At 44.6% G+C, this 25,605-nt stretch carries 26 protein-coding genes, 1 tRNA gene and 1 riboswitch; of the genes, 17 read left to right on the top strand and 10 right to left on the bottom strand.

Annotated elements, in window-relative coordinates:
* Positions 1–34 precede the first annotated feature (34 nt).
* Positions 35–190: riboswitch (FMN riboswitch) on the top strand.
* Positions 191–459: 269 nt separating this feature from the next.
* Positions 460–1,110, top strand: coding sequence for an ECF transporter S component (locus ABC831_RS15895; RefSeq protein ID WP_343249084.1), 651 nt, complete (start codon positions 460–462; stop codon positions 1,108–1,110).
* A gap of 128 nt (positions 1,111–1,238) precedes the next feature.
* Here the strand turns inward: ABC831_RS15895 and ABC831_RS15890 are convergent, their stop codons facing one another.
* Positions 1,239–2,222 (bottom strand): DUF3658 domain-containing protein, encoded by a 984-nt coding sequence (locus tag ABC831_RS15890; protein WP_343249083.1) that lies wholly within the window; start codon positions 2,220–2,222, stop codon positions 1,239–1,241.
* 255 nt (positions 2,223–2,477) lie between these two features.
* Here ABC831_RS15890 and ABC831_RS15885 point away from each other — a divergent pair, with 255 nt between their 5' ends.
* Positions 2,478–3,809 carry a collagen-like domain-containing protein gene (locus ABC831_RS15885; protein ID WP_343249082.1) on the top strand — a complete coding sequence of 444 codons (1,332 nt, stop codon included), beginning with the start codon at positions 2,478–2,480 and terminating at the stop codon, positions 3,807–3,809.
* Positions 3,810–4,198: 389 nt separating this feature from the next.
* Here ABC831_RS15885 and ABC831_RS15880 read toward each other — a convergent pair whose 3' ends face one another.
* Positions 4,199–4,555, bottom strand: coding sequence for a molecular chaperone Hsp90 (locus tag ABC831_RS15880; protein WP_343249081.1), 357 nt, complete (start codon positions 4,553–4,555; stop codon positions 4,199–4,201).
* A 294-nt stretch (positions 4,556–4,849) separates the two neighbouring features.
* Positions 4,850–5,659, bottom strand: a complete 810-nt coding sequence (locus ABC831_RS15875) for a hypothetical protein (protein WP_343249080.1) — start codon at positions 5,657–5,659, stop codon at positions 4,850–4,852.
* A 288-nt stretch (positions 5,660–5,947) separates the two neighbouring features.
* Between ABC831_RS15875 and ABC831_RS15870 the strand changes: the two genes are divergently transcribed.
* The 3 genes from ABC831_RS15870 to ABC831_RS15860 are packed head-to-tail and all read left to right on the top strand — an operon-like array spanning position 5,948 to position 7,653.
* Positions 5,948–6,610 (top strand): BppU family phage baseplate upper protein, encoded by a 663-nt coding sequence (locus ABC831_RS15870; protein ID WP_343249157.1) that lies wholly within the window; start codon positions 5,948–5,950, stop codon positions 6,608–6,610.
* 14 nt (positions 6,611–6,624) lie between these two features.
* Positions 6,625–7,086 carry a hypothetical protein gene (locus ABC831_RS15865; protein ID WP_343249079.1) on the top strand — a complete coding sequence of 154 codons (462 nt, stop codon included), beginning with the start codon at positions 6,625–6,627 and terminating at the stop codon, positions 7,084–7,086.
* A gap of 12 nt (positions 7,087–7,098) precedes the next feature.
* A complete protein-coding gene (locus ABC831_RS15860) occupies positions 7,099–7,653 on the top strand; it encodes a hypothetical protein (RefSeq protein ID WP_343249078.1) in 555 nt (184 codons plus the stop codon).
* 5 nt (positions 7,654–7,658) lie between these two features.
* Here the strand turns inward: ABC831_RS15860 and ABC831_RS15855 are convergent, their stop codons facing one another.
* A complete protein-coding gene (locus ABC831_RS15855; RefSeq protein ID WP_343249077.1) occupies positions 7,659–7,931 on the bottom strand; it encodes a hypothetical protein in 273 nt (90 codons plus the stop codon).
* A gap of 181 nt (positions 7,932–8,112) precedes the next feature.
* Here ABC831_RS15855 and ABC831_RS15850 point away from each other — a divergent pair, with 181 nt between their 5' ends.
* From ABC831_RS15850 to ABC831_RS15840, 3 genes are read left to right on the top strand one after another with little or no spacing between them, the layout of a single operon-like run.
* Entirely contained in the window at positions 8,113–8,421 is a 309-nt protein-coding gene (locus tag ABC831_RS15850; protein WP_343249076.1) for a hypothetical protein, read from the top strand.
* 14 nt (positions 8,422–8,435) lie between these two features.
* Positions 8,436–8,651, top strand: coding sequence for a holin (locus tag ABC831_RS15845; protein ID WP_343249075.1), 216 nt, complete (start codon positions 8,436–8,438; stop codon positions 8,649–8,651).
* 1 nt (position 8,652) lies between these two features.
* Positions 8,653–9,603: a GH25 family lysozyme gene (locus ABC831_RS15840; protein ID WP_343249074.1), complete on the top strand. Its 951-nt coding sequence runs from the start codon at positions 8,653–8,655 to the stop codon at positions 9,601–9,603.
* Between the two features lie 195 nt (positions 9,604–9,798).
* Here ABC831_RS15840 and ABC831_RS15835 read toward each other — a convergent pair whose 3' ends face one another.
* The 3 genes from ABC831_RS15835 to ABC831_RS15825 form a co-directional block, all read right to left on the bottom strand.
* The gene (locus ABC831_RS15835) at positions 9,799–11,025 is read right to left on the bottom strand and encodes a hypothetical protein (RefSeq protein WP_343249073.1); all 1,227 of its coding nucleotides are present in this window, start codon (positions 11,023–11,025) and stop codon (positions 9,799–9,801) included.
* 890 nt (positions 11,026–11,915) lie between these two features.
* Positions 11,916–11,988 (bottom strand) — tRNA-Thr (locus tag ABC831_RS15830).
* Between the two features lie 349 nt (positions 11,989–12,337).
* Positions 12,338–12,523, bottom strand: a complete 186-nt coding sequence (locus tag ABC831_RS15825; protein WP_343249072.1) for a YlcI/YnfO family protein — start codon at positions 12,521–12,523, stop codon at positions 12,338–12,340.
* Positions 12,524–12,767: 244 nt separating this feature from the next.
* Here ABC831_RS15825 and ABC831_RS15820 point away from each other — a divergent pair, with 244 nt between their 5' ends.
* The 8 genes from ABC831_RS15820 (at position 12,768) to ABC831_RS15785 (ending at position 23,403) form a co-directional block, all read left to right on the top strand.
* Entirely contained in the window at positions 12,768–13,589 is an 822-nt protein-coding gene (locus ABC831_RS15820; protein ID WP_343249071.1) for a hypothetical protein, read from the top strand.
* A gap of 436 nt (positions 13,590–14,025) precedes the next feature.
* Entirely contained in the window at positions 14,026–15,246 is a 1,221-nt protein-coding gene (locus ABC831_RS15815; RefSeq protein WP_343249070.1) for an MFS transporter, read from the top strand.
* Between the two features lie 124 nt (positions 15,247–15,370).
* The gene (locus ABC831_RS15810; protein ID WP_343249069.1) at positions 15,371–17,548 is read left to right on the top strand and encodes a DNA topoisomerase III; all 2,178 of its coding nucleotides are present in this window, start codon (positions 15,371–15,373) and stop codon (positions 17,546–17,548) included.
* A gap of 256 nt (positions 17,549–17,804) precedes the next feature.
* Entirely contained in the window at positions 17,805–19,358 is a 1,554-nt protein-coding gene (locus ABC831_RS15805; protein WP_343249068.1) for an efflux RND transporter periplasmic adaptor subunit, read from the top strand.
* Between the two features lie 25 nt (positions 19,359–19,383).
* On the top strand, positions 19,384–20,112 hold the full coding sequence (locus tag ABC831_RS15800; RefSeq protein WP_343249067.1) for an ABC transporter ATP-binding protein: 729 nt from the start codon (positions 19,384–19,386) through the stop codon (positions 20,110–20,112).
* A 1-nt stretch (position 20,113) separates the two neighbouring features.
* A complete protein-coding gene (locus tag ABC831_RS15795) occupies positions 20,114–21,325 on the top strand; it encodes an ABC transporter permease (RefSeq protein ID WP_425524598.1) in 1,212 nt (403 codons plus the stop codon).
* 37 nt (positions 21,326–21,362) lie between these two features.
* A complete protein-coding gene (locus ABC831_RS15790; RefSeq protein ID WP_343249065.1) occupies positions 21,363–22,058 on the top strand; it encodes a response regulator transcription factor in 696 nt (231 codons plus the stop codon).
* Positions 22,051–23,403: a sensor histidine kinase gene (locus tag ABC831_RS15785; protein WP_343249064.1), complete on the top strand. Its 1,353-nt coding sequence runs from the start codon at positions 22,051–22,053 to the stop codon at positions 23,401–23,403. Before ABC831_RS15790 ends, ABC831_RS15785 begins: the two co-directional genes overlap by 8 nt.
* 84 nt (positions 23,404–23,487) lie before the next feature.
* On the opposite strand, the gene ABC831_RS15780 is transcribed toward ABC831_RS15785, so the two are convergent.
* Genes ABC831_RS15780 through ABC831_RS15770 form a run of 3 tightly spaced genes read right to left on the bottom strand, consistent with a single transcriptional unit; the run spans position 23,488 to position 24,536 of the window.
* On the bottom strand, positions 23,488–23,751 hold the full coding sequence (locus ABC831_RS15780; RefSeq protein WP_343249063.1) for a hypothetical protein: 264 nt from the start codon (positions 23,749–23,751) through the stop codon (positions 23,488–23,490).
* 13 nt (positions 23,752–23,764) lie between these two features.
* The gene (locus ABC831_RS15775; protein WP_343249062.1) at positions 23,765–24,154 is read right to left on the bottom strand and encodes an SHOCT-like domain-containing protein; all 390 of its coding nucleotides are present in this window, start codon (positions 24,152–24,154) and stop codon (positions 23,765–23,767) included.
* Positions 24,155–24,170: 16 nt separating this feature from the next.
* On the bottom strand, positions 24,171–24,536 hold the full coding sequence (locus ABC831_RS15770) for a DUF2089 domain-containing protein (RefSeq protein ID WP_343249156.1): 366 nt from the start codon (positions 24,534–24,536) through the stop codon (positions 24,171–24,173).
* A gap of 270 nt (positions 24,537–24,806) precedes the next feature.
* Between ABC831_RS15770 and ABC831_RS15765 the strand changes: the two genes are divergently transcribed.
* On the top strand, positions 24,807–25,397 hold the full coding sequence (locus ABC831_RS15765) for a hypothetical protein (protein WP_343249061.1): 591 nt from the start codon (positions 24,807–24,809) through the stop codon (positions 25,395–25,397).
* Positions 25,398–25,605 lie beyond the last annotated feature (208 nt).

The raw sequence follows: 25,605 nt of genomic DNA, 5'->3' as shown, positions 1-25,605 counted from the left end.
TGAGACTTATAATTATAACAAACATTTGAATATTGGATGTCTTCAGGGCAGGGTGACTGAAAGTGCTTCGCACTTTTAGAATTCCCGATCGGCGGTATAGTCCGCGAGCGTGTAAGCGCAGGTGCTTTCGGGCACAGGATTTGGTGAAATTCCAAAACCGACAGTATAGTCTGGATGAAAGAAGGCGTGTTGAAATATTAAGAAAAACCGGCTGGTATAAGAGCCGGAGTTTTCGCAAGCTGGAATTTTAACACCTGGAGGACATATCTTTCAGGTGTTTTTATATTTCATAGGAATCTCCTATAGATATAAAACGCTTCGCGGGGATCGAGCGGAGGCTAAAAGGAAGATGACGTTTTCGGCGTCCCGTTGCAGGCGGAGAGTTTCACAAGCGAGATTCTTTATTATTTAACAGGATAAGCTCCTGTAATTTAAACTTTTTAAGAGGAGGGCAAAAGTATGAATGCGAGAACAAAGAAACTGACAACGGTGGCGATGCTGTGCGCGATCGCCTATCTGGTGATGGTGATCGGGAGAATTCCGGTCGTACTGTTCCTGAAATATGATCCCAAGGATGTTATTATAACCATGGGTGGGTTTATGTTCGGACCAATCGCCTCACTGGCAATCTCGGTGATCGTATCTCTGGTAGAGATGTTCACGGTTAGTGACACGGGAGTGATCGGATGTATTATGAATATCCTGTCATCCTGTTCCTTTGCGTGTACGGCAGCCGTGATCTATAAGAAAAAGCATACGGTGGGCGGAGCGGTAGGAGGCCTGGCCGTAGGACTTATTTTGATGACGGGAATTATGCTTCTATGGAATTATTTTGTCACGCCGATTTATATGGGATATCCCAGGGAAGCGGTGGCAGAATTACTGCTTCCGGCTTTTTTACCGTTTAATCTGCTGAAAGGTGGTTTAAATGCTGCTATCACGATGCTGATCTATAAACCGTTAGTTACAGCGCTGAGAAAAGCAAGGCTGATTCCGGAATCCACCGGGCATTCCAGTAAGCGGTCAGGGAAAATCGGAATCGTGCTTGTCTCGGGACTGGTATTGGTCAGCTGCATACTGCTTGTTCTGGTGATGAAAGGTATTTTATAGTTTCTGTTTATATCGGGGCATGCTTTATTGGAAATAGGAGATGGTAAATCGAAAATAAGAGGTGCTAAATCGGAAATAGGATCTGCTTAATCAGAGATAGGATCTGCTAAATAAGAAATAGAATCTGCTTATTTAGAGGATTGGAGAATGGTGTTATAATAGCGGCTGCTGTCTGATTTCACAGTATGAAGTCTGCCGCTTTCAATCAGGCAGATGATCCGCTGTGCGATCTGCCAGTCTCCGATCCCGAGATTTTCATTCGTCAGCACGTTAGCGATTAGCTGTGCGATGCTGAATTCCCCGTCCGGAATTTCACGGAGGATAAATGGATCATAAAAAGTTTCCGCTACACTGACTACATGTCCGCTAACGACAGCCCGCAACGGGCTGTTTTCTTTTTGCAGGCGCTGCCATTCCATGGAGTATGAAAGCAGAAGAGCTTTGGGCAGTTCGATTTCGCGGGACAGGCAGCCTGCATATTCTTCTGGAGGGACCTCGCCCCAGCCTGAATTGATGATTATGGAGCTGGTTCCATTCGGACACCAGGGAGAGAGCGGTACGGCTGTCACATGACAGTCTAAGGAACAGAGAAGATCTGAAGTATACAGAAGCCCACACATGCTGTCAGGGGTATTGTCATACCAGATCCTTACTGGTTCGCCATTAGACGCGCGGGTTTTGAGAATTTCGAGGTCATTTATACAGTTTTGCCAATATGTTTCTGTTTGGATGGTTGCTTCCTGAACAGATTCAGGATCGGTACTATAATCGTAGTCTGAATACATGTGTTGGATCAGTGCTTTACGGGGACAATGATCAGACAGAATGGGAGTTATTATGTCTCCGATAGACAGGACAAAGGATAAGGCGGCCAGATCTGTGGATTTTCCCTCTAAAGGGGTTAGGGTACTTTTAACAGCCGGCTTCTGGGAGGAAGTGGCTGCGGGGAGAACTGACGTTGTATTTTCTGTGGTATTTGAGGCCGATACAGCGGAACGGATGCTGGAATCGTTTCTTATTAAATTGGAATGAATGCTCTGTGCATAGCGCAGGGAACCTTTTATGGAATTGCTGTAACAGACCTGAAGCATATGTGTTGACCTGCCTTTCATGTAAACGAATGTTGGAAATTCTGTTTTTGTAATCATGTTGGATTGGCTATAAGGATCACTTAAGATAAGTCTATTATTTTATACTGGTTTCGTCAAGTTAGAAGTGCGGAGGGACAGTATGCAAATACAAAATAATGACACTATATGTGTCTGCTTGTTGGATATACAAATTCTGGGACTGTTTGAAATCGAACAAATGTTCTATAATAATAGAAGAACAAATGTTCTGATATTAATTTTAAGGAGGACACACATATGTCTGATCAAAGTACTTATACACTGTTTCTTCCCGAAATCGGGGTAAATGGAAACTGGTACATCAACGGTATTGATACCGGCAAACCATCACAAGGAGAGAACGGTGTTACACCTCATATTGGAGAGGACGGCTTTTGGTATATCGGTGATGAAAATACAACCGTATATGCGAAGGGTAAATCGGCCTATGAGATTGCGGTGGATTATGGGTTCCAGGGTACCATGATTGATTGGTTGAACAACCTGAAAGGGGAAAAAGGAGATCCCGGCGAGCAGGGACCGGCCGGTGAGGCAGGTGCTGATGGCCCTGCAGGACCGAAGGGTGACACTGGAGAGCAGGGATTGAAAGGTGATAAAGGAGATCCTGGTGAGCAGGGGCCGATAGGACCAAGAGGACCGCAGGGATTAAAGGGTGATACAGGAGAAGCAGGACCAGCTGGTCCACAGGGAATCCAAGGTTCTAAAGGCGATACAGGTGCGCAAGGACCACAGGGAGAGGCCGGAGCACAAGGGCTACGAGGTCTGACTGGTCCGGAAGGCCCACAGGGTGAGAATGGTCCGAGAGGATTGACTGGTCCAGAAGGACCACAGGGCGCAACCGGTCCGAGAGGATTGACTGGTCCAGAAGGACCACAGGGTCCTACCGGCGCAACCGGCCCTAAGGGAGATGTTGGGCCTAAAGGGGACCAGGGACCAGTAGGTCCGCAGGGTGCCAAAGGTGATAAAGGAGATCCAGGCCCAATTGGTCCAAAGGGACCAGAAGGCTCCAAAGGGGATAAAGGGGATCAGGGGCCAGTTGGTCCACAAGGGCCAGAAGGTGCCAAAGGTGATAAAGGAGATCCAGGCCGTATTGGTCCACAAGGACCAGAAGGCGCTAAAGGGGATAAAGGAAATCAGGGGCCAGTTGGTCCGATAGGACCGCAAGGTCCCAAAGGGGATAAAGGAGATCAGGGACCCATTGGTCCGCAAGGCCCCAATGCTGCTAACTTAATATTCATGTCAGATGGTAAAGCTACAGTGGAACAGTCTTTAAATACACTGAAAGATAATTTTTCAGCCTATGAGGCTACATCTGAGGAATATGGGAGCTTTAATAGTATGATAAACCATCCTTATATTTATGTGTCTGATGCGATGGCGGGTACTGTAACCAAATCTCCCAGAGATGCTAATACGGTCGGAGGATTCCTTATTAACATACAACTTCTAAATTACCCTGATTTTATAGCCCAGTTATATATCATGCGTGGATTCGGTTCTTCACCTGTTCCGACCTTATATATTCGTGTGAAATGGGCTGGGAATTGGCAATCCTGGCAGGAAAAATAACTGATAGTTAAACAGGATATTATTCTTTTACCTATTAAATGAATAGGGAAAGCGGATGTAAAGGTTATTTTTTTAAATCGCATCCGCTTTTTTTAAAACTTCCAGTAAACATTCGTGATTCTGCTAAAAATTAGCAATTAATTTTTTCTTAAATATTTGATCAACGCCAGTATACCTAAGAATATCAGAATAATTTCTAAAACTCGAAATGCAATTGTAAGATAAATCATAGTATACCTCCTTTGTTAAACTTATTACTAATTACAGAATACAAAAAAGGGGCTGTCGGGAAATAAATCCGTCATACCAAATATGAAACATGATTGCAAGTTTCGCATCAACATCTGGTGTGCAAATTATATTTCCCGACAGCCCCTTCAAGAATAATATTATTTGAGTAATTCCTCTTTATTTTCTAAAATCGCTTCCACAGCTGCGCAAGCCGGACAGTCACAGTACTTGGCTCCAGCAGCTTTTATTTCTTTCGCATGGGAAGCAACCTTGGAGGCATTCTCGCCAAAGACTTGGGTCCCAGCATCAGATTCGGCAAAGCTGATTAAAGTATCAATTGGCATAATATCAGCTTCCAGCTCATCTAGGTAGTTTTTGGTTTCGGAGGCTTCATTTGCAGTTCCGATTGAATTTAACCACGCCTGAGCTGCTGCCTTAGTTTCAGCACTGCATGAAAAGGCATTGATTAATTCATGTGTCTTTTCAATGGTAAAATTTAGGATATCCTGTTTCATTATAGATACCTCTCTTTCTTTGTGGAATTTACTTTATTTTATCATATTTATATAAATTTTAGCAACCGGTTATGATATATGATGGCGGCCGATTATACGGATATCAGCTTATTATAAATATGTACTTAATATGTACATACTCGTGCGTACCCCTGCATAAATCGTAATGAAATATTCGTCTATTGGTTTAATGTTTTCTAAAATCTTATAGTATAATTTGTCTGGAATGGCAGATCATTTTCATCCTAAAAATGACTATGTATAAGATAATCATTTTGCCGGCTCATTGCCGACTCATTTTTTATGTGCCTTAGCGGTTAAAGATAAATAAATAAAAAGACCTATTAATGCAATAAATGCTATGTATGGAATCGTATATCTGAGATTTTGAGTAATATTTATATTATTTTTAACAGTAATATTATTTACACTCAAATCTTTGTATTCTGCAGCAGGGTTATAGTTATGATAATAAAGGAATGTTCCATCAGCTACAGAATCATCCATTACATTATAAGTTGTAAGAAAACTCCCAAAAATCAATGAGTTAGGCATCAATCCGTATTTTGAGGGTGAGCTAAGGCTAATGCTGCCAAAATCTACCTGCGTAGGAGCTGAGGTCTCAAGCAATTCTTTTACATGATCATCTGTTTTGGAATAAATAGCGCCGTAAAATTCAATTATTTCAAAATAATTCGTATTTCCAGCATTATAATTACATACAAGAAAATCTTCATTTAAGATATTAATAAGACTATTGCTTTTGCACCAATTGTAAAAGAAAACCATAGTAGTCTCATGATTATCTGTATTCTTATAGGTTAAATAAATGAGTCTCAAATCCGGATCAATGTCGTCAACTGTAACATTCCCTTTTTTTCCAAACTTAATATTTAAAAATTGTGATGAATCGTAAATTTTATTGCTGTTAATTTTTTTATATATTAATTGTTTTTGATAATCATTTAGTTTACTTATAATATCCGGCGGTGTCTCAAGATCTTCCAAATGAGTATCATAATTAACTAATGTATCTGCTTTGGTTTCTAACTTATTATATATGATAATAAAGCTGAAGATTAGTAAATATATAAGCTTTTTCAAAATATTCACCTCATTACCCTCAATATAATCATATTAAATCATTATTTAATATTATACAATAATATTCAAAGGACATAAACTTGTCATTTGTTAAATATCAAAAAACCCCTGATAAAATCAGAGGTTTCCAAGCAGCTGGAAATCAGATTTGAACTGACGACCTACGCATTACGAGAAGCTCGAAACCCTCAACGGCATTAAGTATAAATGCCGAGAAGACCCGAAAACAGCGGATTCACGAGATATACACATTTCGTAACTTTTGTATTTTTAATTCATTTCTTATAACTGATCGTACCGGTTATAAAATGCAAACAGTTTGACACGGGGCGCCGGATCGGAGTCAGAATGACAGACAACGGGAAAGTATTTGATATATCGGGATCGACACTACGAATTTTTTGTAAAAAGGCAGATGGGAAATTAGTATATAATAATGCGGAGGTAGTCTCAGACAACGAGGCTATTTTTTGTATAACGAGCCAAATGACTGCAGCTACGGGGAAATTATTGGTGGAAATAGAGATAATCAACGGAGACGATGTTATTTCAACTCCCATAGTTATGTTTGATGTTCTTCCTAGCAATATTAGTGATCAGGCGGTAGAGAGTTCAAATGAATTTGTCGCCTTAAATGATGTAATACAGCGCGGAGAAGAATGTATTGTAAATGCTACAACAGCCACACAAGAAACCATTCAAATCAAAAATGAAGTGCAAAATAAACTTGATAATGGTGATTTCATTGGACCCCCTGGAATACAAGGGGAACAAGGGCCAGTAGGCCCACAAGGTCCAGACGGTGTTGCGGTAATCACGCAGTTGAATCCAGGCCTATTTGCAGTAGCCGTAGACAGCAACGGCCATTTGATAGTGACGCATAACGATAATGAGCCGGTACCGCCCCTGGAAATTCAGGAAGGTCGCCTGGTGTATACAGTTAGAGAATAGAGGAGGAAAAAAGTATGGCACAAGTATTGGATTTAGGTAATGTAATGGGTCCGCAGGGAATAAAGGGTGATAAAGGGGATACCGGAGCAGCGGGAGCAAAAGGAGATACAGGTACACGCGGTAGTCGTTGGAACCAGGGGACCTCTATTACGGGTACTTCCACTACGGCTACGGCGTTTAGTGGATCTGGTATAACGGACGCCCTGATTAATGACAATTATCTTAATACATCTACTGGCAATACATACCGATGTACGGTGTCTGGTAATGCCAGTACGGCGAAGTGGGTTTATACCGGAAATATAAAAGGTGCAAAAGGTGACACAGGGGCCGCAGGGGCACAGGGGCCAAAAGGAGATAAAGGCGATACTGGAGCAAAAGGTTCAACAGGAGCAACTGGCCCGCAGGGACCGGCTGGACCAACACCGACATTTTCAGTCAATGCGTCAGGGCACCTGATAGCCACATATGAATAGGAGGAATGTAATATGGCAACAACAACTGTTGATTTAGGTCCTGTCATCGGACCGCAGGGACCGGCTGGCGCGGTCGATCCGACAACACCGATACCATTTACAACGCCGTCCACAGATGCCGATATGGCCAGCGGCGATCCGATCAACACCCTGTTTGGCAAGATCAAAAAGCGACTATCTGTACTGGTAGACAAGATCGGTGATCTTACCACACTGACCACAACCTCGAAAACGAGCGCTGTGTCCGCGATTAATGAGATAAATAATAATTTATATCGTTTAAATTATGGATCTGTTGTAAATATAACCGCTGTTAACGGCGGGGCATATACATTTGGCGCAAATGGAGTATTTAGCGTTTTTGTCCGCAACATGTCATCAAATCTTATATCTGCCTCTTATTTTTTTGCAAAGTCAGACAAAAAAAGTGACTGGAGGATAATGTGTAATGTCGCTCCAGATTGCTATGATTCACGCGAGATCATTGTGAATCAAGGAGAGAAGCTTACGTTTAGTATTGCAAATTTGGCAGAAGTATCATGTAAATTTATTCCGTTTGTCAAATGATCATTTTAATTTGGGATTGTCGCCCACCCCATCCACGTATCACCTGAATAACCACCCACATATATTTTTAACGTATGAACAGAAAAAAGTACGACTGTGGATTCATCCGTCGCGCGTCTGATCACAAAACCAGCACAATACTCATATGGTAAATCTGTTGTACTTTTACCTGTTAATATATGTGTGATTCCTTGTGGCGCATTTTTAGCAAATGTTTTAATACTGCCTGATACTGGCTGTAGAGGAAATTGTGTTTTTGCATTAACGTTATTGATCAATGCATTAACTTCCGCCTCGGTGTAATACCGGCCATCGTGATCTGCCGAAGTTTTGTGCGATGATAAATTATTATTTAGAGAACAAACGTCTGGAAAAACGCAAAGAGGGTGATAGACAAAAAATGAGATACCGTTTCAGCCGGTCCCTGCGGGGGCCGGTTTTAAATTGCACAGAAAGGAGATGATCGCCATAGATGCAGAAACCGCTGTTAAATTTGAGGGTCATGATCATGAGATTGGGTCGCTCAAACATCGGGTCAAAGAGCTTGAGGCGGATAGCAAATCTTTACAGGAGCTTGTTTTGTCTGTCCGGGAGCTGGCCATTAATATGGAGCATATGCTCACAGAGCAGCGCCAGCAAGGGGAACGTCTATTGACCCTTGAGAGTGCTCCAGCAAATACTTGCCGGCTCATCCGCAACTCGGTTATTACCGCGCTGGCCGGGGGAGTTGTAGGAGCGATTATAACCGCAGTAATCACACTATTTTAAGGAGGATATGGATTATGAAGAAAGAAGAAATGTTAAAATGGATTAAAGCCGCAGGAATACGAGCGATTAAGACTGTTGCGCAGACCGCAGCAGCCACGATCGGAACATCTGCAGTGATTGGAGATGTTAACTGGGCATTTGTGGGAAGTGCCGCGGCGCTGGCCGGGATCTTATCCCTGCTGACATCTGTGGCCGGTCTGCCAGAAATTAAAGAGCAGGAGGGGAAATAATATGTACTTAGGAGTTGATTTAAGCTATCACAATAGATATGTGGATTTCTCCCAGTTAAAGGAGGCGGGAATCGAATATGTCATCCTGCGGGCGGGATACGGTCAGAACAACATTGACAAGGCTTTCGATCGATACGCGCAGGCATGTATCGACCACGGTATTCAATTCGGTGCGTACTGGTTCGGATATCCACTTGATATCGAAATGGCCCGCCAGGAGGCACGCTGCGCCATAGAGGCTGTCGGGAAATACCGGTCCTGTTGCCCGATTGCCTATGACCTGGAATATGACTCCGTACAGTATGCAGCGAAGAAAGGCGTCCGGATCGATCGCGGGAAGGCAACGGAAATGGCCCGGGTATTCTGCGAAGAAGTAGCATCCGCCGGCTACATCCCCGTTCTATACTCCAATAAAGATTATCTGAAAAACTATTTCGACCTCGAGCGGATCGATGCCTATCTGTGGTATGCTCGGTACACCTCTAGGTTAAGTGATTCGGAGAAACGTTCCTGCGCCATCTGGCAGAAATCTTCTTCCGGAAAGGTTCCCGGTATCAGCGGCAGAGTTGATATTAATGAATTCTATGTGGATTTTGAGTTCATGGTCGAAAATCCTGAACCCACGCAGTCTGGCCGGCCAGAGGTCAAGGCGTTGCAGAATGCTTTGAACCTTGATGGATACCGGGACGACGACGGGAAGCCGCTGGAAGAGGATGGAAAGGTAGGACCCAAGACCAGGGCGGCGCTCAGAAAGGTTGTACTGCGGCGTGGCAGTTCCGGCGTTATGGTGGATTGGGCGCAGAAGCGCTTAAACGAGCTGTCAGGCGCCGGACTTGAAGAAGATGGTGAATATGGCCCAGCCACCGAAAATGAGGTGAAGAAGCGCCAGAGGACGGCAGGATTGAAAGCAGATGGTCTTTGTGGGCCGAAGACAATCACGAACCTTTTATAAGCATATAAATCCCCCGGCCAGATTAGTTACTGACCGGGGGAAACCATAAGATCTAAATTTTATAAACTGATCCGTAACACCTTATACTACTGGCCGTATGGAGGTAAAGTCCCTGCAGAATGCGTGACCTACCTGTAAAATATTATCGGTATGCGATTCTACGACGACCACCGCCTTCCTTATAAAGATTTTGGACTAGGGCATTTTACTTATAATCTCATCACATTTATTAATGACCGTTGCTAGGGTAGCACCTATACTATCTAAACCGACAGCCAAATCATCGCTTAAATCCTCTTGGTGAGTATAGATATTTTTCAACCATGTGAGTTGCTCGGCGGTTGTTGAATTTATTAAATCTGTTATTTTTCCATCTCCCTTTAATATTGCATCAGTTATGGATTTAACATTATCGTTTATGATAGCCTGAAACTCTGTTTCATTTGGAGTTCTATCGAAGATGGTTGTTAAATCGGTAATCCCTTTATTAATATTATTTACTGCTGTATCATTTATAGCCGACCAGTCAGTATTATAATACAAATCTTTATTTAGGGTAATTTTATTATCTTTCGATAAATCGAAACTGTTAAAATTACTTCCAGTATATATTTTTTTCTCAGTCTCAGACAAATAAACATTAAGCGATGTGCGATTATTAAATATCTTAATTGGTGGCCCTAGTATTTCATGAGGTTCTATCTTCAAGGTATTAGAAATAAGAGTGGGATTTCCATAAGCGTCTGTTTTGATTCCAATATGATAAAAATTATCATCTTTGTATGAATCTGGTGACAAATAGGTTAATATATATTGTGGAGAATTTAAGGTTCCATCATAGTTATAAATATTTAAATTACCATCATTATTATAACATGCGTACACTCCTGTGCCACCTTTGCACATAAGTTCTCCAGGAAAAGCTACATTGTAAATTAAGTTCGGAGCTATGATTTTGTTCTTGAAAATTCTCATTACTTCCATTCTTATTGCCATCGGTCCATTATCCATTAAATATTGAAAGGATTTTACTCGATCCGGTTCCCAATATTGCATATCGACAACGCTTGTTAGTGGCAAAGGGTTATATACAAAGTAACCTAACTGCTCTTTAATTTTATCATTTACGTATTGATATAATATACTGATAGTAGCGTTGTTTAATGTTATTGTACCATCACCATTGTCAATAGGCGCACCGAATTTTTCAGAGTCTTCTTCTGGATTCTCATTCCATGACCAATGAAAATCGCCGCCAATAATACTCTGCCCCTTAAATTTTTCTGCAGCCCATTCAGCATAATCATAGTAATCGAATATCATAGGAAGGGGGTCTCCTTGTATAAGTGCTCCTAAATTAGGAAGGACTGCACGCATACATTTTTTAAAAGCTTCAATAAGATCTTGTTCTGTAAAAGCCATATATAAACCTCCGTTCATTTAATTGTATTTATCGTGTAAGGTTAAATACAGGTGTTTAATTGATAATTAAGTATCATCATGTCCAAATTGTAGTCGATAGTAGTTCTCTTTATGTTTTACTTGATATTCTTTCTTTAAGCCATGTTATATCATCCTTTCTCATTATTATTCACTAGTGTTTATGAAATATGATTGCGCAGTTTTTCTATACAACACTTCTCTTTTTTATCCGGGTTTCGTCTCCGAGTTCCTGCGCCCATTTTGCCCGCGTCCAGGCGAATTTTTATAATAAAGACCGACAGTTGCCGGGCCTATTATCAAAGTTAGTTTTTGTTGCTATCAAATCTTTTCTCTATAATATCATTTCACGGTAGGACATGTGGGACATATAGGACAATTTTATTTTTATAATGATAAGTTCAAATTCATCCACTTTGTGGAGACAAAGGTATATAAACTTTGGTATATCACGACAAATTAAAATTAGGGATATGGCCGCATACCGTATCCCTATAAACATTCTGAGAGCTAAAGATCTTGAATATAGAAAAATATCGAAGTTGTCCTAAATGAATGCCTCTTCTTAGATTCTAGGCAGGGTACATATCGCTTCATTACCCACCTGCAGCTCAGGCGTACGAAATTCGTTCGTCCGAAAAACATACGAAGGCGCCAGATAGGATAGCGAAACCCGGACAGACGAAATTCGTTGATCCGGAACCGAAGCTAAGCGGGCAGAAGACATTGTCATCCATATTTATTAAGTCCTATTATATGAAGAAAGAGTGTTGACCAAATGTTGACCAATCCTTAAAAAGTAACTATTTTTTAAATCACATATTAGCCTTAAATATCAAAAAAACCCCTGATAAAATCAGAGGTTTCCAAGCAGCTGGAAATCAGATTTGAACTGACGACCTACGCATTACGAGTGCGTCGCTCTACCGACTGAGCTATTCCAGCATATTCTATTTTTCCTGGCTGAAAACAGCCACATCCATTATTATACTCATTTTAGAAAAATATGCAAGACTTTTTTTACAAAAATACCTAAATTTCTCACCGATCATTACTTATCACAGCCGGCTGAAAGGGGACTGGCATCTTTCGGCAGTTACGCCAAATCTTTCAGCAACTGCATGGAGAAAGGGGCCTGTCCCCGGATGCAGGTCTATTCGAAAAAATAAAGAGCCTGCTTCCCCCGGATGCAGGGCTATTCCATTCAACATCCGGGGACAGGCCTCTTTCTCCACGCAGTTGCTTGTAGATTTGGCGTAACTGCCGAAAGATGCCAGTCCCCTGCCATAAGCCCCTATATCCCTGAAGAGTCATCCATGTGATTCGGTTCCATATTGTCCAGCGCGTACTCGCAGCATTGAACCACCAGCTGGTTAAAACTGATATCATTTTCAAATGCAAGTCTCTCCAGATTTTCTATCAGATCATTCGGCATTCGGATTGTTTTGTTCGATGATTTAATTTTTTTTATTTCAAACACATCATCACCTCCATTAGGGTAATTTTATAGGGAAATAAACATTTATAAATACAAGCAATATCACAATCAAATATGCAAGTAAAATAATATTGCATATAATTCCGAAAAAGTTTATACTTTTAGTAGCTTATATTTCAACAACAAACAGAATATACGATATAGGATAGAAATTAACTTTATGTTCTCCTGTAATACCGGGGACTATACCGGCTGTTTCAACTTAGTGCCAGGAGGTAAGCAGTATTTGGATACAAAAGAAAATATATTATTTTTTCGGAACGCATGCACGATGGAGCTTGTCCTTCGGGAACTGCGAAAAGAGATCCCCTATAGCCGGATACATCATGATAAAAATCAGCAGAAGAGTGATAAATGTTGGAAAAAAGAACCTGATAAACCTGGCTTCCTGCTGTTCATAGCGGGATGGGGAACGGTCAGCGCGTTCCTGCTCCTATTTGTTTTTGCAATGGGAATCATAGCGTCCTTTATGGGAGAGGATACCGGAATTGCGATTACAAAAGGAATATACAGCCTGGAATGGCTGCCGATCAGACTTTATGCATGGTTTCATCAGGAAACCATTTCCCTTAATAACTATCTTTCTCTTCTGGGATTTACACGTATTTTTTTATTATATCCGTTGCTGATGTCATCCCTCTTTTGGGTGATTCTCTATCTGTCGGGTGTATGCTGTTACGTCTGGAAAACCTATGGGATTACACAACTGCGAATCCGGTCAGGTGAAATATTATTAAAAAAGATCTATGCTTTGGGACCAATGGAATCAAAATACCAGAATGTCCAGAACGTATGTCAGCTTTATCTTTGGTTCCGTAAACATAACGGGACAAAATGGAGAGAAGTCCTGGCCCAATTTCAGAGCAGTAAGTTCCAATATAACCCGAAAGAACTGGACCGTGCATACCAAAAACTTATGGATGAGTGGAAGGACACAGCGCCAAAAGCGAAGCCGGATGGTAAAGAACGAAGTTCCATCCAAACGGACTTTTATAACTGTTCGGTGCTCCAATACCTGAAAAAATGTAAATTAATAGACAATGCTTGAAAACTGCTTGAGAACGACTGCTTGAGAACGGATCAGACCTGAGCTATTTCCAATTGCATAATAAAAAGAAAGATGATATAATATCGCCAGATATGATAGAGAAATAGAAAAGCAAACAAAAGTATGAATTTAAAGTCTATTGAAACAATAAGGAGGCATAAACCGGCATGTTGTTTACTATCCGTTTAAGATAACAACAAAAAATCAGCAGCAGCTCTGCTATAAAGGATTTTTTTGTTATGCTTATTTTCGGATGGATGAGGGATCATGTGCGGTACGGCTTTTTTCAGGTACGGTATTCTTGACACGTCTATTTTATGCAGACAATTCCTTTACAGGGTTGCCTGCATTTTTTGTACCTATTATGACTGTGAACTTAAGACACGAGGAAAAGTATACCTATAATGTGCTGGGAAATGCACGCATGGAGGAAACAATGCAAAAAAAACAAGAACAACACAATTGGAAGAAGCAGATTCTAATGTTTCTGATCAGTCAGAATCTTTCCATCTTTGGATCATCAGTGGTAGGATTCTCTATCATATGGTATGTGACTTTAAAGACCACCTCAGGCTTTTGGATTACACTGTCAACGATAGCTTCCCTGATCCCTCAGGTATTGGTCTCTCTGTGGGCAGGGGTGATCGCGGACCGATACAACCGGAAAATGATTATCATGCTGGCGGACGCATTTACGGCTCTGGCCACATTCGCCGCATTTCTGGCTTTCCAGGCCGGTCATGAAAGCCTGCCGCTTTTGATGATTATATCTTTTCTGCGTTCCATGGGGCAGGGTTTCCAGAGTCCTGCCGTCAATGCGCTGTATCCGGTTATTGTTCCGGAGAATCAGCTGGTGCGGATGAACGGGATCAACCAGACATTAAATAATATCCTGTTGCTGATCTCTCCCGCGGCAGGAGGCGTAATCCTTGGGACCCTGGGAATAAAATGGGCATTCTGTATTGATGTCATAACGGCCACCGTCGCTATCGGGATTATGTCCGGCATGAAGATAAAAAAGAAAGCATTTGAAAAGAAGGAACAGAGCAGTATCGGAGCGGAGCTGAAAAGCGGAGTACGCTATACCTGGAACCATCCGCTTTTGAAAACTATAATGATCTGCTATGCTTTCACTTTCATCTTGATTACTCCTGCCTCTTATTTATCGCCGCTCATGGTGGCCAGAACCTTTGGAGATGAGGTGTGGAAACTCACAGCCAACGAAATGTTCTGGACAGTTGGATCGCTGATCGGCGGAGTTCTCATTGCCTGGAAGGGAGACTTTAAAAATAAAATTACGGCCATCGCGGTATCCCTGCTGGGATTCGGCGGTATTTTCAGCCTGATGGGGTTAAGCCGTGCCTTCTGGCTGTACTTGCTGCTGGACTGTGTGTGCGGAATATTTCTGCCGTTTATGATCACCGCCCAGACCGTGCTGATCCAGACCAATACTGACCCGGCCTACATGGGACGTGTCTTTTCGTTGCTCCAATTCGTTTCCCAGGGCGTGATGCCCGTGGCTATTCTGGGATTCGGCCCTCTCAGCGACCGGGTGCCGATTCAGTACATTATCATTATCTGCGGTTTGCTGCTGATCGCTGTAGGAATGCTTTTTCGAAACCGCGCCCAAAAAGCTCTGCGGGAGACAAATAGGTAAAAGCAGCACTGAATCCGCAATAGTCTGGGAAAATGCCGGAGAAAATTAGCTGGAAAGTATTGACTTCTAATGATGGGGAATGCGATACTGGAACACAGTGAGAATGCAGACAAAGGAGTATATTATGAAATCATTAATAATCGCTGAAAAGCCATCTGTTGCCAGGGATATCGCGCGTGTATTAAAATGCGGGCCGAATCAGGGTGTGTTGGAGGGGAGCCGCTATGTGGTGACCTGGGCTTTGGGACATCTGGTCACCCTGGCCGATCCGGAAGCTTATGATGGCAAATATAAGGAATGGAAATTAGAAGACCTGCCTATGCTTCCAAAGCGCATGGAGCTGGTCGTTATCAAGCAGACTGCCAAACAGTATCAGACGGTTAAAAGCCAGATCAACCGCAAGGACATCCAGGAAATCATTATTGCCACAGATGCCGGCAGAGAGGGGGAACTGGTAGCGCGCTGGATTCTGGAAAAAGCCAGAAATCAAAAACCGGTGAAACGTCTCTGGATTTCGTCTGTCACCGATAAGGCGATCCGGGAGGGATTCGCGCATCTGCACGACGGAAAGGAATATCTGAACTTATATGCTGCTGCCCAATCCCGGGCAGAAGCCGACTGGCTGGTGGGAATTAACGCTACCCGGGCGCTGACCTGCAAATATAACGCCCAGCTGTCCTGCGGAAGGGTTCAGACTCCGACACTGGCTATGATTGCCAAAAGAGAGGAAGAGATCCGGAACTTTAAACCCCAGGAATACTATGGAATGACCGTGACGGCCGGGAAAGTGCTCTGGCACTGGCAGGAGGCAGCGAACGGTTCCATGCGGACCTTTCAGAAAGAGCGGATCGAGAAAGCAGCTGAACTGGTTCAGAATCAGAAGCTGACCGTGACTGCGGTTGAAAAGACAGCCAGGAAGACCAACGCGCCCGGACTTTATGATTTGACGGAGCTTCAGAGGGACGCCAGCAAACGTTTTGGATTTTCGGCGAAAGAAACCCTGAATATTATGCAGCGTTTATATGAGAATCATAAGGTTCTGACCTACCCCAGGACAGATTCCCGCTATATCAGTACGGATGTGGTAGATACCCTGCCGGAACGAATCCGCGCCTGCTCTTTTGGCCCCTACAAGAAACTGGCCGGACCGCTGCTGACCAGGCCGGTAAAAGGAAACAAGTCCTTTGTGGACAATACCAAGGTCAGTGATCACCATGCCATCATTCCGACCGAGCAATTCGTACAGATGGAACATATGTCGAATGAAGAAAAGAAAATCTACGATCTGGTAGTGCGGCGTTTCCTGGCCGTTCTATACCCGCCTTTTGAATATGAACAGACCGTAATGAAGGCTGAGATTCGGGGAAACCTGTTTCAGGCCAAAGGCAAAGTAGTAAAAAAAGCCGGCTGGAAAACCGTATATGAAACCATGGAACTGGAAGAAGACGATGACGCTGTGGGCTCTTTGCCGGATCTGCTAAAAGGCGCCATGTTCCCGGTAGAGGACGTACGTATCACGACGGGGAAGACGGCACCACCGTCCAGATTCGATGAGGCAGCGCTGTTGACCGCCATGGAAAATCCTGTAAAATACATGGAAACCAAAGACCGGGAAGCGGTTAAGACCATCGGAGAAACCGGAGGATTAGGAACCGTTGCCACCCGGGCGGATATTATTGAGAAATTATTCCATTCGTTCCTGATGGAAAAAAGAGGAAAAGAAATCTACCTGACCTCCAAGGCAAAGCAGCTCCTGGAGCTGGTACCGGACGATTTGAGAAAGCCGGAACTGACCGCCGCCTGGGAAATGAAGCTATCTGATATCTCCAAGGGAAAGCTGAAAAAAGAGCAGTTTCTAAACGAGATCCATACTTACACCCAGACGCTGATATCGGAAATAAAAACCGGGGACGGAACCTTCCGTCATGATAACCTGACGAACACCAAATGTCCGGTCTGCGGAAAGCGGATGCTCTGCGTCAATGGAAAAAACAGCAAAATGCTGGTCTGCCAGGATCGGGAATGCGGCCACCGGGAAACCATATCCCGGACTTCCAACGCCCGCTGCCCCAAATGCCATAAAAAGATGGAGCTGGTAGGAAAAGGAGAAAACGAGACTTTTATCTGTGCGTGCGGCTATAAAGAAAAGATGAGTGCCTTTAAAGCCCGGCGCGAAAAAGAGGGCGCAGGTGTCTCCAAACGTGACGTACAGAACTATATGAAGAAGCAACAGAAGGAAGCCGGCGAACCGTTAAATAATTCCCTGGCGGCTGCGCTGGCTAAGATTAAGGATCAGTTGTAAAAATTTAACTTGTCTATGGGACCGTATTGGGCAGGTGTAAGGAGCGGCGCCGCTCCCTGCACCTGCCCTGATTCTGCTTCGGCGATAAGTGAGATTCATATCTTTCCTGTTTAAGAATCTTTAAGAAATGTTGTTGCTTTCTGATAAGATTCTTTTTTTATACTTTTTACAGAAACCGGGATTGACGGTTGAGTGATAACTACATAGGAGTGTTAGATACATAGAAAGGAAACGATGCATGCGGAAAAAAATTTTGATGATTACAGGAATCGTTGCTGTTGTACTGTTGACGGCGTCTGTGGCAGCCGAAAAATATTATCTGGCGGGGAGCGGGGGAACACAGGTTCCCACAGTGGAGACATCCGGGGTGAGTAAAAAACAGGTGGAGACGGCTGTTAATACGAGCGGGACGGTCAGAAGCGAGCACTCAGCTAAGATCACGACTGCACTGACGTCCAATGTAAAAGAGATCTTTGTGAAGCCTGGGGATAAGGTGAAAAAAGGAGATCCGCTTTGCAATTTTGACGATTCTATGATCAAAACCGATCTGGAAGCGGCGCGTAAGAATCTAAAAAACGTTCAGGCTTTGAATGAGAATCAGAGCGCAGTGCACCGAAGGGCTTTGGAAAACGCGAAACAGGAACAGGAACGTCAGATGAATAAGGCGGATTCGGATATACGGGATGCCCAGGATGCGCAGAATAATGCCAGGGTCCGGTCGGATCAGTTAAAGGATCAGATGGAAGAGCAGAGGAAAGCACTGGAAGCGGAGAAAACCGCGCAGGCTGGTATAACGGATGAATCGTTGAAAGCGGAGAGCGATGCCAGGATCACGGCGATGGAGGGAAAAATACAAGCCCTGCAGACGGAGATCGAATCGGCAAATAATGAGGCGAATGCGGCAAAAAAGCAGATCAGGGATCTGGAAGACAGCAGGGAAAGCACAAAAGCTTCCACGAGGCAGCAGATAGAGGCAGCCCAGGATACGATAAATACCGCAAAGCTTGAGAAGAACACGGATACCCAGGAGACGGAGGTAAAGAAGCTGGAGGCTAATTTGAAAAACACGACAATCCTGGCGCCCTTTGACGGGACCGTAACATCGATCAGCGCAGAAGCCGGTTCTCCGGTTACGGGTAATACGGTGATGGTAATCGAGGATACCGAAGCCATACATATTTCGGCCAGGATCAAGGAATTCGACATACTAAAGATAAAAGAGGGTATGAAGGCAAAAGTCATCCTGGATGCCTTAAGCAGTGATGAGATGACTGGTAAGGTGGGGAAAATCTATATGACACCGATCAAGAGCGGGGATGGGGCAAATAATTCCGGTCAGGGCAGCGCCGCCGAATACGAGATCGAGATCATCCTGGACCAGAAGAATCCAAATGTTCTGATCGGCATGAACACAAAAGTAAAGATCATTCTGGAAGAAGGACAAGGCGGGTATACGGTGCCTTATAGCGCGGTGACGGAAGGTGAGGATGGAAATTCCTATCTGTATGCGGCGGTGCCGTCCGAGGGGGATCTGTACCAGGTCCGGAAGATTCTTGTGACCAAGGGGCTGGAAAATGATTACTACGTAGAAGTTCACTCCGACCAGCTGACGGAGGATATGCAGATCGTCAACTCTCCTGAGACGGTGTCGGAGGGAATGAAAGTGCAGATACAGCCGGTGGATACGTTGGCCGGAATCCCGCAGGGGGCGGGATCCGGGGGACAGACTGAGTCCGCGGCTTCGGATGATACGGCAGGGGCTTCGAACATGGGCATACAGGCCGACGGCGCTGCCGCTGGAAAGGAATAACCATATGGAAAATAATGTAATCTCAATGAAACATATCAGGAAACTCTATTATATAGGAAAACCAAATGAACTGGAGATATTAAAAGGAATTGACCTGAATATAAAAGGCGGGGAATTTCTGGCGGTTGTGGGGGCTTCCGGATCGGGAAAAAGTACGTTGATGAATATAATCGGAGCGCTTGACAGACCCACAGAAGGGGAATATCAACTGGATGGATGTGATATCCGTTCTCTGAGCGATAAAGATCTGAGCAGAATACGCAATCAAAAGATTGGATTTATCTTTCAGACCTTTAACCTGATCGCCAAGACTACGGCGTTAAAAAATGTGGAACTGCCTATGCTGTACCAGGGGATCGGCAGAAAGGAACGCAGGGAACGGGCGATGGAGCTGCTTCGGATGGTGAAAATGCAAGACCGGGCGGATCACCATCCCAATGAGCTTTCCGGCGGCCAGAAACAGCGGGTGGCGATCGCCAGGGCTATGGCAAATCAGCCGGATATCTTACTGGCGGATGAGCCCACCGGAGCGCTGGATTCCAAAAGCGGCCGTATGGTTATGGACCTGTTTCACTCGCTGCATGAAGAACAGAAAAAGACCATTGTATTTATCACGCACAGCCGGGAACTGGCGGAAGAGACGCAGCGGACCGTAACGATCAAGGACGGTCAGATTATCCAGGAAGAAAGGAGGGATGGCCTTGGATCTTTGGGAGAATATCGCACTGGCTGTGAATGGGCTTCTGGCCAATAAGATGAGAGCCGTCCTGACGATGCTTGGAATCATCATCGGCATCGGTTCCGTCATAGCGATTGTTACGGTAGGGAATTCCATGACGATCGCCTTTGCCGAGTCCATGAAGGAGATGGGCACGAATAAGATCATGGTGTCGGTCCAGGAAAAGAATTCGAATTATGAAGAAGGAAACGGGATATTCCAGGAACCACATGCTGAGGATCTGGTGACGGATGAAATGATCCGTCAGTTTTCCGCCCGCTACGCGGATACGCTGGAAAGCGTATCCCTCATGGAGTCTGTTGGCAGCGGAAAGGCGCAGCTGGGGAGTAAAACAGCGAATGTGGACATCAAAGGGGTGAACGCGGATTACGCCAAAGCGGAGAATAAGGAGCTTTTGTACGGAAGATTTATCACTCCCCGAGATATAGAAGGGAAAAAGCACCTGGCGATTGTGTCCGAGTCTCTGGCGGCGGAACTGTTCCGCGGAAAATCACCGATTGGGGAAGAGGTTTTTGTTAAAGTGAACGAAGATGTGATCGCTTTTACCATCGCGGGTGTCTATAAAAAGGACGCATCCATGGGTGGTTATGCAGATACCTATGTATCAGGAAAGGACGCCTCCACTGACTTTTTTATCCCTTTGTCCGTGGCGCAGCAGCTCAAACAGAAACAAGGCGGATATCTGAGCTTTTCCATCGTAACCAGGGCAGGGACGAATCAGAATGACTTTACGGAAAAGACAAAAAGCTTTTTCCGGCCTTACTATGCTAAAAATGAGAATTTTGAGGTTCAAGTAGAAAACATGCAGTCCTTTATCAAGGAAATGAACAATATGAATAAAACCATGACCCTGGCGATCTCAGCCATCGCGGGTATATCCCTCCTGGTTGGCGGGATCGGGGTGATGAATATCATGCTGGTCAGTATCACGGAGCGAACACGGGAAATCGGTACCAGGAAAGCGTTGGGAGCCCAAAACTGGGCGATCCGGCTTCAATTTATCGTCGAATCGATTTTCATCTGCCTGATCGGAGGCGGGATCGGTATCCTGCTGGGACTGGGCGGAGGCGCGCTGGGTGCAAAGGCGCTGGGGTATCCGGCTGCCCCTTCCGTCGGCGCTATGCTGGCAGCCGTCTTGTTTTCCATGGCGATCGGGATTTTCTTCGGCTATTATCCTGCCAATAAGGCCGCGAAGATGGATCCTATCGACGCCTTGCGTTATGAATAGAAACACTTTATACTATCTACAAAGGGGGACTGAAAAAATGGATAAGCGGCAGATTTTAGTAGTCGATGATGAAGATGAAATCCGGGAGGTGATCCGGATATTGCTGGAGAGTGAGGGCTTTGAGATCCGTGAGGCCAGAGACGGAGAGGAGGCGCTTCAGATGGTGAGTCCCCAGACCGACCTGATCATTCTGGATGTGATGATGCCCGGAATCACGGGTTATAAGGCCTGCCAGTTGCTGCGTGAAAAGACCATCGCGCCGATTTTATTTCTGACTGCCAAAACCAGGGAGTCGGATCTGACGATGGGATTCTCCTCCGGAGGGGACGATTATCTGGCAAAGCCTTTTTCCTACACGGAACTGGTCGCAAGGGTAAAAGGGCTGTTACGCCGTTATTATGTATATAAAGGAAAAGATACGCTGGAACGCAGCAGCTATATCCAGATCGGAGAATTAGCCATTAACCGGGAGGTCAATGAAGTTCAAAAAAATGGAAAAGAAATCCTGCTGACGGATCTGGAATACCGGATTCTGCGGTTGATGGCGGCGAACCGGAGGAAGCTGTTTTCCGCCCGCTATCTGTACGAAAGCGTCTGGGATGAACCATACCTGAGCACGTCCAATAATACGATTACGGTACATATCCGGAAGATTCGGGAAAAGATCGAGGATGACCCGCAGCACCCGAAATACATCAAAACCATCTGGGGAAAGGGGTATCGGATTGAATAAGGAAAAACGCGTGGCATGGCGCACAAAGCTCGGCACGAAGCTGCTGGGACGTGTCAGCATCTCACTGATTATCTCGATCCTTCTGTTTGCGGTACTGGCGGTTCCGGGTTACCAGATGATGACTACTTTTATCTACAGTCCGGCCCATTTACAGAAGCAGGCCTATAAACTGGGGGAAGATTTTCAGGAATATTTAGCGGAGAACCATATTTCCGTGCGTGACAGGGAGGCCTTGCTGAAATGGATCGGCCAGTACCAGGACATGGTGATCTATCTGTTTCTGGATGGTTCACCGGTACTCAATGCAGGTTCTGCCGCGTTCGATTACGAGGATTCGGAGCCATTGACCGTACAGGATATATCCGATATTTCAGACGGATATGTGAAGCTTGATTTTCCGGAGGGAACGGTGGAGATCCTGCTCTTTTATTTCGGCGGTACAGTCTATTATGTGACTCTTCTGATTGGCTGCTTTCTCGTAGCATTTCTATTCTTCCTGGCCCTGTTCTTATGGATGATCAAGGGCAGGATCTGGTATATCGGCAGGCTGGAACAGGAAATGCAGGTGCTGGAAAGCGGTGATCTGAACCAGCCGGTCACGATCCTCGGAGATGATGAGCTGGCGGATTTGGCCCAGAGCATCGAAGATATGAGAGTCTCCGTCATCGAACGGATCGATAATGAAGACCGGGCCAAACAGGCAAATAACGCGCTGATTACCGCTATGTCCCACGATCTGCGCACACCGCTCACGAAGCAGATCGGCTTTCTGGATATTATTTATTATAAGAAATATCAAAGCGAAGAGCAGCTGTTCGAATATATCGGGAAAGCCAGAGAGAAAGCTTACCAGATCAAAACCATGTCGGATAAACTCTTCCAATATTTCCTGGCCTTTGATATGGAGGAAGAAGAGACAACGTTAGAACTTCTGGATGGCCGTGAGGTCTTGAACCAGATGATCTCGGAACAAGTGCTGGATTTGAGAAGTGCCGGTTATCACGTGCTCTTTACCCAGTTTGAGGATGAATTTCCGCTGGAAATCAATGCGGATGAGTTATACAGGATCTTTGACAACATTTTTTCCAACATACGAAAATATGCTGACCCAAAAGAGCTGGTGGAGATCTGGAATGAAATACACGAAGATCACATCACGCTCACGTTTACCAATCACGTTCTCAGGAAAAAAACACAGCCGGAGAGTACCAGAATCGGGCTTAAGAGTGTAGAGCGCCTTCTGGAACACATCGGCGGCACCCTGCAGATAACTATGGAGGCGGATATCTTCCTGCTGAAAATGGAAATCTCATCAGGGCATTTTAAAAACTCAACAGCACGATAAATGTAAAAGGGGCTGTCAGCAAATAAAATTTGCACACCACAGCCCCTTTCTTAATTTCAAAGAAAAGTATCCTATGAAATTCATTTATAATTTTATGGATACGAAGGTTCCGTCGCTTGCTTCTATATGGACAATCTCCAGTCCCCGGTAATCCAGCAGAACAGATATGCATTCCCGGACCAGGTCCCTTAGGATCTGTTTGGTGACGAATTCCCCGTAGGGGGCCGGAACACTTTTCTGCATCTGCAGAAAAACGGACTCCGGGATCAGCGAGACGGCGGCGCCGGCCATCCGAAGCGGAACCGGAAGCCAGAGATTCACATCCCTGGATCGGACGATAATACGCATAGGACATCCCCTCCTAGCTGATGAAAATCTTGACGATACTGCCGTCTGCCGCGTTGACATCCACAATGTTACCGTCTGTCTGCGTCTCCAGACAATCCATTACGGCGCTTGTGATTTCCTTCAGATCCACACCCTGCAGGGACTCATCAGGGATCGGAAGCTTGCCGGTGGCATGTAACAATTTGCGGATAGCGATGACCGGCAGCTGAATATTTACTTTATCTCCATCGGTGCTGTCCACCTGTATCCGGAACATTTTCTTATCATAGGAGTTGGCCGTTGGTTCGATATCATAAGCAGCCTCTTCTTTTTCAGGCCCTATGGCTTCTATCAGACCGGCGGCCTGCTCAGCCGTAATTTTTCCTTCTTCCAGCATTTTTAAAATTCTCAATTTTTCTTCCATTTTTATTCTCCTTGCATTATTTTTCGTTCAATTGGGTCAGCGCTTCTTCCGGGGTGATTTCCCCTTTTTCCAAAGCATCCAGTATTTCTTTTTTCCGGTCTGCGGACGGAGCCGGCAATGTTTTATATCCGAGTTTCCCGATCACGCCGTCGAGCTTGGATCGGACGGTAGGATAGGAGATACCCAGCTCTTTTTCCACCTCTTTGATGTTACCCCTGCATTTTAGAAAGGTTTCCACAAAATTAAGGTCGTCTGATGACAGATAGTCAAACTTATTGAGATAAAAATCATTTTCTATCACAGTATCACATTTTTCGCATTGTAACTTGACGACCTTCAGCTTTCCATTGCATACGGGACATTGACTGATGACATTGTACATTTGTTTGTTCACCTTCCTTCGTTCTGCTATCACTATATTCCTTGAATTTGAAAATGTCAATATATAAATTAAATAAATTAATATTAATATTGAATATATTAACAAATGACAGACCAAATTAAATAAAATAAATTAAAAATTTAAACTTATTGCAATCAGTCCTTCGTATGAAAGGATATGTTAACAGTAAAAAATCCGGAATTAAAAGATTTTTATAGAATTCAACTGCTATACTGGCCCGGTAAGAATAGGAAAGGAGAACAGATAATAATGAAAAAAGAATTTACAAAGAAAAGCATGTTTTTGATGGCAGTGGTTCTAAGCGCCGCATTATTCGCGGCAGGCTGCACCGGACAGAAAGAAGAGGAGAGTCCGGATACTCCGTCTGCTCCGGCAGCTGACGCGCAGGATAGTCCTGCTGCCGCTGCCCCGGACAAGGGCAGCCAGGACGCCTTACCGCCCTCGCAGGAGCCCGCCGATACCGGTACAGAAGCGAAAGGAGAAAGCGGTGATAAGCAGGATGAGCCTTCAGAATACGATCATCCGGACCTGGAAGGCGATGTCCTGAATATACAGGATGACCGGTTCGAAATTTCAGAAATATTCGTCGACGTATCGGATGACGGGGAAAGCAGCATCGCAGTCTCAGAGCCTGAAAACAGTGACAACACGATTACAGTTATGGTCACAGACCAGACCCAATATCAGGTTCGGAAGATCAACAGCGACCGTATGACATCCACCATGGCTCCGGGAACCAAAGAGGATGTAAAAAAAGGAAGTAAGATAGATCTGTGGGGAACCTCAGATCAGGGTACCTTCTATGCCGACACGGTAGTAGTGTGGGTCATGCCGGACTAGAGAGTAAACATCCGGGGGCAGTAAGGGTACAAAATGGGCTTTAAAAAGGATTGAGATTGGGTGCGGATTCGTCTATAATGGGATTGTCAGAAATTTTTGATGTCATGGTAATAAGCAGCCGGTTTCCATGCTGTCTGTTTTTCAGTACAGTTTTGGAACCAGCTGTAGCTCCACAGAATGAAGCTGATGCAGCAGATTCAAACAACAA

It is taken from the genome of Diplocloster hominis, from assembly GCF_032380655.1.
In the GTDB taxonomy this organism is placed as follows: domain Bacteria; phylum Bacillota; class Clostridia; order Lachnospirales; family Lachnospiraceae; genus Diplocloster; species Diplocloster hominis.
This window is presented reverse-complemented; position numbering and strand designations above follow the sequence as displayed.